Raw genomic sequence first — 11,775 nt, forward strand, 5'->3', positions numbered from 1 at the left:
GGTCAGTTCGCGGCCCGCTGTTCCTCCGTGAGGCGCAGCATCTGCTCCGCCTCGTCGCGTCGCGCGCGCACCGTCTCGTCCGCCTCCGCGTCCGCCGCGCCGGCGTACGCGGACAGCACCGCACGCGCCCGTGCCGCGGCCGCGGCCGGGCGGCCCAGGTCGGCCTCCAGCCAGCCCGCGGCCAGCTCGGCGCCGGTGCGGTCGTGCACGCCGTGCTCCCCGAGGGAGGCGAAGGCGGCGGACGCCCGCGTCATGCCGGCCAGCGCCTCCTCGTACGCCGCGTGCAGCGTGTCCTCCTCGGCGTCCTCGGCGACGGAACGCGCGACCAGGTCGCCGGACTGGCGGTGCGTGTGGCCGGCCTCGGACACGAGCCGCAGGCGGGTCTCCTCGTCCCCGGCCGCGCCCAGCGCCGACTCGCACTCCCGCACGGCGGCCGCCATCAGCTCGCGCGCCGCGTCCGGGCCCGCGTCGGTGCGCAGCGCCAGCCAGGCGCGGGCGCGCAGCGCGCGGACCAGTCCGTGGACGTTGCCGAGCGAGCGCCACAACTCGCCGGCGCGCGCGTAGGCGCGGTCCGCCTCCCCGGGCAGCCCCGCCCGGCCGAGCGACTCGGCGGCGAGGTGGGCGAGCGTGGCGTGGTCCTGCTGCTCCGGCCAGTGCCGGGCGATCTCGGCCGCCTCCAGCCGCCGTTCGGCCGCCGCACGGTGCTCCCCGAGCTCGCTCAGGCAGTCACCGAGCCACCACTGCGTCTGCACGACCGCGCCGTCGCCGTGCGTCTCGGCGGACAGGTCGCCGAGCGCCGACTCCAGCACCTCGGCGCCCTCGGCGAACCGTCCCAGCCGCAGCAGCAGACCGCCGAGCTGCTGCCGCGCCCAGGCGCCCAGCGTCGCGCTCTCACCGGCCTCGTCGGCCCAGTGCGCCGCCTGGAGGGCGTGGTCCGCGGCCTCCTCGGTCCGTTCCCGGCCGCCGAGCACCTCGGCGAGCTGCAGGTGCAGCTGGGCCCGGCCCGGCGCCTCCAGGTGCGGCCCGCCGTGCTCCAGCGCGGCGCGCAGAGCCCGTTCGGCGCCGGCCACGTCGCCGAGGTGGTGCGCGATCCCGGCGAGCCGGGCCTCGTACTCCACCGCGAACCACGGCAGTCCGGCGGCCACGTACTCCGACGCGGCCCGCGTGAACAGCTCGGCGGCCCGCTCCAGGTCCCCGGTGTGCACGGAGACCTCCGCGAGCATCGCCCGCGCCTCGGCCGCCCGGGACGCCAGCCGCACGTCCTCGCCGGCCCGGTCCTCCGCGACGGCCAGCACCTCCCGGGCGGCCCCCTCGGCGGCCGACAGGTCGGCCTCCGCCACGGGCCCGTCGGCCTCGTGCACCCGGCGCATCAGGATGCGGGCCCGGCTGATCAGCACCGACGCCGTCTGCCGCGGGCCGGTCCCGTCCCCGGCGTACAGCGCGCGCACCCGGTCGTACGGCTCGGCGACCGCGGCCAGCGCCCCGTCCACGTCGCCCGCCAGGGCCCGCGCGTACGCCGCCCGCGACCGCGCCGCCAGCGCCTCGCCGGGGTCGCCCGCCTCCTCGTACAAGCCGGCGGCCCGCTCGAAGAGCCCGACGCCCTCGGGTCCCCGCGCCATCGCCTCGTGGTCGGCGATCTCGGCCCGGTCGCGGGCGTCCAGCTCGGTGCCCTCCGCGGCCCGCGCGACGGCCGCCCACGCCTCCATGGCGTGCGGCTGCAGCGTGTCCGACAGCCGCCGCGCCGTCTCGAGCAGCTCGGGCAGGCCGGCCTCCCGCGAGGGCGCCGGCGCGGCCGCGGGCGGCGCGGCGGGGGCGGGCGCGGCGGCGGCCGGGCGTGCCGTCCGCACGCCCAGCGGGAGCCGGTCCACCAGCGGGCGCCGCGCCATGCGCGCGCGGGTCCGCTCGCTCACGTGGGAGGTGCCGTTGCGGGCGTCGAAGCGGGCGGCCAGCGCTTCGGTCCGGGCCCGGGCGTGGACGGCGAGTTCACCGGCCGTCCAGCTCTGCCCCGCCGGCCCCGGCACCGGCTGCCCGCCCAGCCCGAGCTCCACCAGCCGGTCCATGAGCAGCGTCACCGCCGCGAGGAAGTCCAGCTCGCTGCGCGGATGCCCGGTGTCCGTGAAGTACGCCGGCCGCTCGGCCAGCAGTTCCAGGGCGCGGGCCTCGTTCCCGCTCAGCGCGCAGAACTCCACGTGGTCGGCGTACGCGCCGCGCATGCTCTCCATCGTCCGCACCAGCCGGAAGCCGCGCAGGTGGTGGGCGCGCGCCTCGTCGAGGCGGCCCAGCCGCAGCAGCGGCGTGAGGGACGACGCGAGGACGGTGTGCGGTTCGTGCGCGCAGGTGTACTCGCCCTCCAGCACCGGCCGCCACAGCCGCAGCGCCTCCTCGTCCCGCCCGCGTTCGGCCTGCCACCAGCCCTGCGTGTGCAGCTCGCAGGCGTGGCAGTCGGCCATGCTGTCCCGGTCGGCGGCCAGCCACGCGGCGTACGCCCGCTCGGCCCGCTCCACGTCGCCGATGTGCGCGGCCACGCTGAACTCGGCGCTGCGCACGGCCCGTTCGGAGTGGCCGGCGAGCCGGTAGCGGTGCTCCATCTCGCCGAGCCACTTCTCGACGGAGGCCAGCGGGATGTGCGGCTGGCCCAGCATGCCGGCCGTCATCCACTTGAAGACCCAGTGCAGCGAGTGGGTCTCGTAGGCGTCGAAGTGCTCGGGGTGCTCGTCCCACATGCGCAGCAGCCGCGCGAAGGGGACGAACATCTTGTCCTTCTCGGAGCTGTAGTTGTAGACCTTCAGCTGGTGCCCGAGGGCCTCGATCACGGCGAGCGGGATGTCCAGCTTCTCGGCCTCGGCCAGCAGCTGCTCCGCGCGCGCGTTGCGGGCGGGGCCCTCGGGCTGCTCCCCGTTCTCCGCCATCGCCCTGCGCAGGGAGTCGAAGTCGGTGATCCCGGTCATCGCCGGCCCTCCTCGGTCGGGTCGCTGTGGGTGGCCCATTCCAGCAGGCCGATGAACGCCCGGTTCAGCAACGCGGAGTCGGCGGGTCGCAGCGGGCGCTGCGCCATCAGCAGCGCCTGGCCGTACAGGGACTCCGTCGCCGTGCCGATCAGCTCCGGGTCGCCCAGGGAACCGATGCGCCGGACCAGCGGATTGAGGTGGTTGAGCACCAGCCGGGCCCGCGGGGCGCTGCCGCGCAGCGAGCCGAGGATGCCCGCCCACAGGTCGTCGGCCCCGGCCTCCGCCTCGGCGCGGGCCTGCTCGTGCCGCGCCGCCCGGTCGTCCAGGTGCAGCGCGGGCACCGACAGTGGGTGGAAGGCGCGCAGGACGACGTCGCAGCCCAGCGGGTCGAGCTTCGCCCGCGCGGCCGCCAGGAAACCGGACAGCGCCAGCTCCTCCGCCGGGTCGACCGCGTCCAGATGGGCGGTCACGGTCTCCGCGTCGAGCTCGGCGACCACCGTCCCGGGCCGCACCGACGGCAGCGCCTCCACCAGCTCGCTGTCGTAGGTGTAGCCGCCGTTGACGACGCCGATGCCCTGCGCGGAGGCGATCGGCGCCACCTGCCGGTACTCCTCCACCGTCCGTGTGAAGTGCACGACGGGGTGGCGCTGGGCGAACTCCTCCAGGGACAGCCGGCCGTCGGTCGTCTCGAACGGCAGCCACGGCAGCATCGTGCGCAGCATCTCCGCGTCGTGCCGGGCCAGGGACTTCACGCCCAGGAAGTGCACGGACAGGAACGCCGCCAGCCGCTCCGGGTCGCCGGCCGCCAGGCCCGTGAGCCAGGAGCGGATTCGCTCGCCGAGCGCCTCCCGCACGGCCGCCAGCGTCTCGTCCTCGTACAGCGACTCGCGCGAGGCCGTGGGGCGCAGGCTGTCGGTGTCGAGCACGCAGCGCACGAAGAACGCCCACTCGGGCAGCAGCTGTTCGGCCCGCTCGGTGAGCAGCATGCCCTTCAGGTGCACGCGGTGGCCCGCACGCTGCGCCGGGCTGACCGCCGACGGCAGCACGTACGCCACCCCGCGGATCCCGGCCAGCGGCACGTCGAGGTCGATCGAGTCCAGCGGGGTGAAGCCGAACAGCTCGTGGCAGTGCCGGGCCAGGGCGACCCGGCGGGCGGCGGGGGAGGGGTACGCCCGGTCCCAGGGGGCCGGCAGCCCGGTCACCGCGGTGTCGCCCACCCGGACGTCGTACGGCAGCAGCGACCCGAAGTCCCGCGCCAGGGCCAGGACGCGCTGCTCCGTGAGCCATTCGGCGGCCCCGGCCCGCGCCCGCAGATGCACGGTGGTGCCCGGCTCGGGCCGGGCGTCGTCGGGCAGCGTCCGCACGGTGTAGGAGCCGTCGTCGCGCGCCGTCCACTCCACGGGCGGCGCCCCGGGCGTCCGGGCGCTGCGGCTGACGACGCGGATGCGCTCGGCGACCACGAAGCAGGCCAGCAGGCCGATGCCGAACTGCCCGAGGAAGTCCGAGCGGGCCTCCTGCAGCCCCTCGGCGCGCTTGGAGCTGCGGCCGATCGTGGCCAGCAGCTCGTGGACGTCGGACTCGGTGAGCCCGACGCCGGTGTCCTCCACCCGCAGGGTGGCCGTCTCCCCGGAGTCCACGTGCAGCCGGACCCGGGCCGGCGCGTCGGGCTGTTCGGCCCGGCGGGCGGTGATGGCGTCCACGGCGTTCTGCAGCAGCTCGCGCAGGTAGACCTTGGGACTGGAGTAGAGGTGGTGGGAGAGCAGGTCCACCAGCCCGCGCAGGTCGACCTGGAAGGTGTGGGCCGACTCGGGGGCGGGCTGGGATGCCGAGGATGACTGTGAGGTCTGGGAGTCCATCGTCGCAGCGCCGGTGGGGGGACGGGCGACGGCGCGGGGTCGGGCGGTCCGCGTGGGGGCGGTGACCGCGGGGGAGGGCCGGAGCGCGCCATCCTAGAGCCCCGCCGACCCGTCCGACCATGGGTTATCCGGCACGTCTACGGGATTGTCGGTGCCGTGGTGTGCAATGGAGCTCGTGCCCGCACTGCAAGAACCACTGGAACAACCGCTGAAGAAGGTGCTCGGCCCCGCCACCGCGAAGGTCATGGCCGAGCACCTCGGCCTGCACACCGTCGGCGACCTCCTCCACCACTACCCGCGCAGGTACGAGGAGCGCGGCCAGCTCACCCACCTGGCCGACCTGCCCATGGACGAGCACGTGACGGTGGTCGCCCAGGTCGCCGACGCCCGCCTGCACACGTTCGCCTCCGCCCGGGCCCCGCGCGGCAGGGGCCAGCGTCTGGAGGTCACGATCACGGACGGCAGCGGCCGGCTGCAACTGGTCTTCTTCGGCAGCGGCGTGCACAAGCCCCACAAGGAGCTCCTGCCGGGCACCCGCGCGATGTTCGCGGGCAAGGTCTCCGTCTTCAACCGCAGGCTCCAGCTCGCCCACCCGGCGTACGAACTGCTGCACGCCGACACCGAGGAGACGGTCGAGAGCTGGGCCGGTGCCCTGATCCCGCTCTACCCCGCCACCGCCAAGCTGGAGTCGTGGAAGATCGGCAAGGCGGTCCAGACGGTCCTGCCCAGCGCGCAGGAGGCCGTCGACCCGCTGCCCGGCACGCTGCGCGAGGGCCGCGGCCTGGTCTCCCTGCCCGAGGCCCTGCTGAAGATCCACCGCCCGCAGACCAGGGCGGACATCGCCGACGCCCGCGCCCGTCTGAAGTGGGACGAGGCCTTCGTGCTCCAGGTCGCCCTCGCCCGCCGCCGGCACGCCGACACCCTGCTGCCCGCCGTCGCCCGCCGCCCCCGGCCCGACGGCCTGCTCGCGGCCTTCGACGACCGCCTCCCCTTCACCCTCACCGAGGGCCAGCAGAAGGTCTCCCGGGAGATCTTCGCCGACCTCGCCGCCGAGCACCCGATGCACCGGCTCCTGCAGGGCGAGGTGGGCTCGGGCAAGACGATGGTGGCCCTGCGCGCCATGCTCGCCGTCGTCGACGCGGGCGGTCAGGCCGCGATGCTCGCGCCCACCGAGGTGCTGGCCCAGCAGCACCACCGGTCCGTCACCGAGATGATGGGGGAGCTGGCGGAGGGCGGCATGCTGGGCGGCGCCGAGCACGCCACCAAGGTGGTGCTGCTGACCGGATCGATGGGCACGGCGGCCCGCCGGCACGCCCTGCTCGACCTGGCCACCGGCGAGGCCGGCATCGTCATCGGCACGCACGCGCTGATCGAGGACAAGGTGCAGTTCCACGACCTCGGGCTCGTCGTCGTCGACGAGCAGCACCGTTTCGGGGTCGAGCAGCGCGACGCCCTGCGCGGCAAGGGCAAGCAGCCGCCGCACCTGTTGGTCATGACCGCCACGCCTATTCCGCGCACGGTCGCCATGACCGTCTTCGGCGACCTGGAGACCTCCGTCCTCGACCAGCTCCCGGCGGGACGCTCGCCCATCGCCAGCCACGTCGTGCCGGCCGCCGACAAGCCCCACTTCCTGGCGCGGGCCTGGGAGCGGGTGCGCGAGGAGGTGGCGAACGGCCACCAGGCGTACGTCGTCTGCCCCCGCATCGGGGACGAGGAGGACGACCCGAAGAAGGCGGGGAAGCGCAAGCCGGCCGAGGACGAGGGGGACAGGCGCCCGCCGCTCGCCGTCCTCGACGTCGCCGAGCAGCTGGCCGCGGGCCCGCTGAGCGGCCTCAGGGTCGAGGTCCTGCACGGCAGGATGCCGCCCGACGACAAGGACGCGGTCATGCGGCGCTTCGCCGCCGGCGAGACCCACGTCCTGGTCGCCACCACCGTCATCGAGGTCGGCGTCAACGTGCCGAACGCCACCGTCATGGTGATCATGGACGCCGACCGCTTCGGCGTCTCCCAGCTCCACCAGCTGCGCGGCCGCGTCGGACGCGGCTCGGCGCCCGGGCTGTGCCTGCTGGTCACGGAGACGCCGGAGGCCGGCCCGGCCCGGCAGCGGCTGAACGCCGTGGCCTCCACCCTCGACGGCTTCGAACTCTCCCGGCTCGACCTCGAACAGCGCCGCGAGGGCGACGTCCTCGGCCAGGCGCAGTCCGGCGTCCGCTCCAGCCTGCGCATGCTCGCCGTCATCGACGACGAGGAGATCATCGCCGAGGCCCGCGAGGAGGCCGCCGCGGTGGTGGCCGACGATCCCGACCTCGCCCGGCTGCCGGGACTGCGGACGGCGCTGGACGCCCTGCTGGACGAGGAGCGGGAGCAGTACCTGGAGAAGGGCTGAGTGGGACAGGGGCCGAGAAGAAGAGCGGCTGAGAAGGCGAACGCCTGAGAACGGCAGGGACCGGGAGCGGGAAGGACCGGGAGCGAAAGCGGCCGGGAGCGAAAGCGGCCGGGAACGCCGGCTTCCGGAACCGGTGGGCGGCGCTGCCGCGGGCGGGCGCCCGGCGAGGGCGGCCGCGGCGGAACCCGCGGCCGCCCATGTCCGGGGGCGCCGCGTCCCGGCCTGCCAGACTGGACCCGTCACCACCCTCACGGACAAGGACCCCAGATGACCCGCGTGATCGCCGGCGCGGCCGGCGGACGCCGCCTAGCCGTCCCGCCGGGGACCGGCACCCGCCCCACCTCCGACCGGGCGCGCGAGGGCCTGTTCTCCACCTGGCAAGCCCTCCTCGGCGGCCCCCTGGACGGCGAACGGGTCCTCGACCTGTACGCCGGCTCCGGCGCCGTCGGCCTGGAGGCGCTGTCCCGCGGCGCCGGTCACACCCTGCTCGTCGAGGCCGACGCCCGCGCGGCCCGCACCGTCCGGGACAACGTCCGCAGCCTCGGCCTGCCGGGCGCCGAGGTCCGGGCGGGCAGGGCCGAACAGATCATCCGCACCACGGCGCCGGAGAAGCCGTACGACCTGGTCTTCCTCGACCCCCCGTACGCCGTCTCCGACGACGATCTGCGCGAGATCCTGATCACACTCCGCACGGAGGGCTGGCTCGCGGAGGACACCCTCGTCACCGTGGAGCGCAGCACCAGGGGCGGCGATTTCCGGTGGCCGCCCGGGTTCGACGCGATCAGGGCCCGTCGCTACGGCGAGGGAACGTTTTGGTACGGTCGCGCCGCCTCTACGTGCGAAGACGCACGATGACCGGACCGGAGAGCGAGGGATCTCAGTTGCGCCGCGCCGTCTGTCCCGGGTCGTTCGACCCGATCACCAACGGACATCTCGACATCATCGCCCGCGCCTCCCGTCTGTACGACGAGGTCTACGTGGCGGTGATGATCAACAAGGCCAAGAAGGGCCTGTTCGAGGTCGACGAGCGGATCGAGCTGATCCGCGAGGTCACCGCCGGCTACGGGAACGTACGGGTCGAGGCCTTCCACGGCCTCCTCGTCGACTTCTGCAAGCAGCGCGACATCCCGGCCATCGTCAAGGGTCTGCGGGCCGTCAGCGACTTCGACTACGAGCTGCAGATGGCCCAGATGAACAACGGCCTGTCCGGGGTGGAGACCTTGTTCGTCCCGACCAACCCCACCTACAGCTTCCTGTCCTCCTCGCTGGTCAAGGAGGTCGCGGCCTGGGGCGGCGACGTCTCCCACCTGGTGCCGCCCCAGGTCCTGGAAGCGCTCGGACGCCGCCTGAACAGGGACTGACCGCGCTCGCGGGCCGCCTCCCGCCCGGCGGCGGGGGCTGACGGACCGTCACCCGGTGTCCCGCGGACGGCCCGGAGCCGTACAGTCGTCCCGTCCGTCTCCAACACATCGGCAGGAAGTGGCGAGCACACGGTGGACGTGCAGAAGAAGCTCGACGAGATCGTCTCCGCGGTCTCCGGCGCCCGGTCCATGCCCATGTCGGCCTCGTGCGTGATCAACCGGGCCGAACTGCTCGCGATGCTCGACGAGGTGCGTCAGGCCCTGCCCGGCTCGCTCGCCCAGGCGCAGGAGCTGATCGGCGACCGCGAGCAGATGGTCGAGGAGGCCCGGCGCGAGGCCGAGCGGATCATCGAGGGAGCGCACGCCGAACGCGGTTCGCTGATCTCCGGCACGGAGATCGCCCGCCGTTCCCAGGCCGAGGCCGACCGCATCCTCGCCGAGGCCCGCCAGGAGGCCGAGGAGATCCGCGCCGAGGCCGACGACTACGTCGACTCCAAGCTCGCCAACTTCGAGGTCGTGCTGACCAAGACGCTCGGCTCCGTCGGCCGCGGCCGCGAGAAGCTGCTCGGCACCGGACCCGGCCTCGACGAGGACGGCTACGAGGACGCCGACGCCCCGGAGCGCAGCCACGACCCGGAGACGCTGCGGCGCGACGCCGACGCCTACGTCGACGCCAAGCTCGGCGCCTTCGAGGCGGTCCTCGCCAAGACCCTGGAGGCGGTCGGCAAGGGCCGGCAGAAGCTGCACGGCCGCATCGCCACCGACGACCTCGGCGCCCTCGCCGACGACACCACGACCGTCCAGCACTCCAGCGACGCCGACTACCTGGCCGACCTCGCGGCCCTCGCGGAGACCCCGGCCGAGCCGCCGGCCCGGCCGGCCTACGAGCAGCAGCCCGCGTACGGCTACCAGCAGGCGGCCGCGCAGACCGACCCGTACGGCGGCGGCTACCCGCAGCAGGACTACGGCCGGCAGGCCCCCTACGACGGCCGGCAGGACCCCTACGACGGGCAGCAGGGCGGCTACGACGGGCAGCGGCCCGCGTACGACGGACAGCAGGACCCGTACGGCTACCAGCAGGCCGACCCGTACGCCCCCGCACCCGGCTACGCGCAGGGCTACGACTACGACGGCCCGCAGGCGGGCTACGACCCGAACGCCGCGCACCGGGACCAGCAGGGCGACCAGGACTACGGCGCGGCGCAACAGGGCCGGCCGCAGGCGCTCGACGAGACCAGCCTCTTCGACACCAGCATGATCAGCGCCGAGCAGCTGCGGGCGTACGAGCAGCGGCGCGGCCTGTAGCGCGGCGCTGCCCGCACACCGGCGCGGCCTCCGGTTCGGCGCCGCGGCCCGCGGGGCCGGGCCACCGGATTGGGCCGACAGCGAAAGGTCCAGTATCCTGGCTGTTCGGTCGCGCGTACTCTCGCGATCCACGCTGCCCGGTACACCGGAGGGCGGCGCCCCCCGAGTCAAGATCGAAAGCAGGAATGGCCGCCAACGCACGCCTCGACCACCGCAACCCCCTCGTGTTCGACACGCATGAGCTGGGGCGGCGTCCTGGTGCGCTGCAGCGCCTGACCCGCACGGTCCCGGCTCCCAGGGACCTCGGTATCCAGGGAGTCGTCGGAGTGCCGGAAGGCGCCCCGGTGGAGCTCGAACTCCGGCTCGAGTCGGTCATGGAAGGGGTGCTCGTCACAGGCACCGCCCGTGCACGGGCCGAGGGGGAGTGCGTAAGGTGTCTGGAGCCGGTCGAGCTGGAGCTCGAAGCGGACTTCCAGGAGATGTTCTCGTACCCTGACGCCGACGACCGGGGCCGCGTGATCGCGGAACCGGGCGACGACGCCGAGGACGACGAGGACAGGCTCCTGCTCGAGGACGGACTCTTCGACCTCGAACCTCTGCTGCGCGATGCGGTGGTGCTCGCACTGCCGATGCAGCCGGTGTGCCAGGAAGACTGCCCGGGCCTGTGCTCCGAGTGCGGAGCGCGGCTCGCGGACGACCCGGACCACCACCACGACGCCGTCGACATCCGTTGGGCGGCACTGCAGGGACTCGCCGGTTCACTCGAACCCGGCGAGAAGGACGAGATGAGCGGCGCCGAACCGGGCGTCGACGAGAAGCAGGAGAAGTAGCCGTGGCTGTTCCGAAGCGGAAGATGTCGCGCAGCAACACGCGCCACCGCCGGTCGCAGTGGAAGGCTGCGGTCCCCACCCTGGTTGCGTGTGAGCGCTGCCACGAGCCCAAGCTGCAGCACATCGCGTGCCCGTCGTGCGGCACCTACAACAAGCGCCAGGTCCTCGAGGTCTGAGCGGCTGGTGAGAGGCACCGTGTCCACTGCCAAGAAGGCGGATGACGCCAAGGCGGATCCAACCGCCCGGAAAAAGTCGGACAACACGGCCTCGTCCCACACGCTTCTGGAAGGGCGGCTCGGCTACCGGCTCGAGTCCGCCCTTCTGGTGCGTGCGCTGACCCACCGTTCCTACGCGTACGAGAACGGCGGTCTGCCCACCAACGAGCGGCTGGAGTTCCTCGGGGACTCCGTGCTCGGCCTGGTGGTCACGGACACGCTGTACCGCGCCCACCCCGACCTGCCCGAGGGCCAGCTGGCCAAGCTCCGGGCCGCGGTGGTCAACTCGCGCGCGCTGGCCGAGGTGGGCCGCGGCCTCGACCTCGGCTCCTTCATCCGGCTCGGCCGCGGTGAAGAGGGCACGGGCGGCCGGGACAAGGCGTCCATCCTCGCCGACACCCTCGAAGCGGTGATCGGCGCGGTCTATCTCGACCAGGGCCTCGACGCGGCGTCCGAACTGGTGCACCGCCTGTTCGACCCGCTGATCGAGAAGTCCTCGAACCTCGGGGCCGGCCTGGACTGGAAGACGTCACTCCAGGAGCTCACCGCGACCGAGGGGCTCGGTGTCCCCGAGTACCTGGTCACGGAGACCGGACCCGACCACGAGAAGACCTTCACTGCTGCCGCCCGCGTCGGAGGCGTCTCGTACGGCACCGGCACCGGCCGCAGCAAGAAGGAGGCGGAGCAGCAGGCCGCGGAGTCCGCGTGGCGGGCCATCCGCGCCGCGGCGGACGAGCGAGCCGCGGCCCAGGCGGCGGCTGCCGCCGTGCCCGTCGACGGCAGCGCCGACGCGGAGTCTGCCTCCGTCTGACCAGCACCAGCGACCCGAGCGCCCGTCCCGCCCCGGGACGGGCGCTCGGCCCATGACGACGGC

General features: G+C 74.1%; 9 protein-coding genes. 7 read left to right on the plus strand and 2 right to left on the minus strand.

The genetic code is table 11. From position 1 onward, the window contains the following. Positions 1 to 2: 2 nt before the first annotated feature. Both ABZ920_RS16805 and ABZ920_RS16810 read right to left on the minus strand, forming a co-directional pair. A complete protein-coding gene (locus ABZ920_RS16805) occupies positions 3 to 2,948 on the minus strand; it encodes a tetratricopeptide repeat protein (RefSeq protein ID WP_361504666.1) in 2,946 nt (981 codons plus the stop codon). Beyond that, positions 2,945 to 4,804 (minus strand): HSP90 family protein, encoded by a 1,860-nt coding sequence (locus ABZ920_RS16810; protein ID WP_361504669.1) that lies wholly within the window; start codon positions 4,802 to 4,804, stop codon positions 2,945 to 2,947. The genes ABZ920_RS16805 and ABZ920_RS16810 overlap by 4 nt, the downstream gene beginning before the upstream one ends. Before the next feature lie 166 nt (positions 4,805 to 4,970). Here ABZ920_RS16810 and recG point away from each other — a divergent pair, with 166 nt between their 5' ends. From recG to rnc, 7 genes are all read left to right on the plus strand, one after another. Next, positions 4,971 to 7,190: an ATP-dependent DNA helicase RecG gene (gene recG, locus ABZ920_RS16815; RefSeq protein ID WP_361504671.1), complete on the plus strand. Its 2,220-nt coding sequence runs from the start codon at positions 4,971 to 4,973 to the stop codon at positions 7,188 to 7,190. Positions 7,191 to 7,457: 267 nt separating this feature from the next. Further along, complete coding sequence (gene rsmD / locus ABZ920_RS16820) at positions 7,458 to 8,045, plus strand: 16S rRNA (guanine(966)-N(2))-methyltransferase RsmD (RefSeq protein ID WP_361504674.1); 588 nt, start codon at positions 7,458 to 7,460, stop codon at positions 8,043 to 8,045. A 26-nt stretch (positions 8,046 to 8,071) separates the two neighbouring features. Then, positions 8,072 to 8,551 carry a pantetheine-phosphate adenylyltransferase gene (coaD, locus tag ABZ920_RS16825; protein WP_361504878.1) on the plus strand — a complete coding sequence of 160 codons (480 nt, stop codon included), beginning with the start codon at positions 8,072 to 8,074 and terminating at the stop codon, positions 8,549 to 8,551. A gap of 132 nt (positions 8,552 to 8,683) precedes the next feature. Continuing rightward, on the plus strand, positions 8,684 to 9,856 hold the full coding sequence (locus ABZ920_RS16830; protein WP_361504677.1) for a cell division initiation protein: 1,173 nt from the start codon (positions 8,684 to 8,686) through the stop codon (positions 9,854 to 9,856). 185 nt (positions 9,857 to 10,041) lie between these two features. Beyond that, positions 10,042 to 10,686, plus strand: coding sequence for a YceD family protein (locus ABZ920_RS16835; protein ID WP_361504680.1), 645 nt, complete (start codon positions 10,042 to 10,044; stop codon positions 10,684 to 10,686). 2 nt (positions 10,687 to 10,688) lie between these two features. Next, entirely contained in the window at positions 10,689 to 10,862 is a 174-nt protein-coding gene (rpmF, locus tag ABZ920_RS16840; protein ID WP_007493396.1) for a 50S ribosomal protein L32, read from the plus strand. A 7-nt stretch (positions 10,863 to 10,869) separates the two neighbouring features. Further along, positions 10,870 to 11,712 carry a ribonuclease III gene (gene rnc / locus ABZ920_RS16845; RefSeq protein ID WP_361504682.1) on the plus strand — a complete coding sequence of 281 codons (843 nt, stop codon included), beginning with the start codon at positions 10,870 to 10,872 and terminating at the stop codon, positions 11,710 to 11,712. Positions 11,713 to 11,775: the final 63 nt, after the last annotated feature.

This window comes from Streptomyces sp. NPDC046831 (genome assembly GCF_040645305.1).
Classification (GTDB): Bacteria; Actinomycetota; Actinomycetes; order Streptomycetales; family Streptomycetaceae; genus Streptomyces.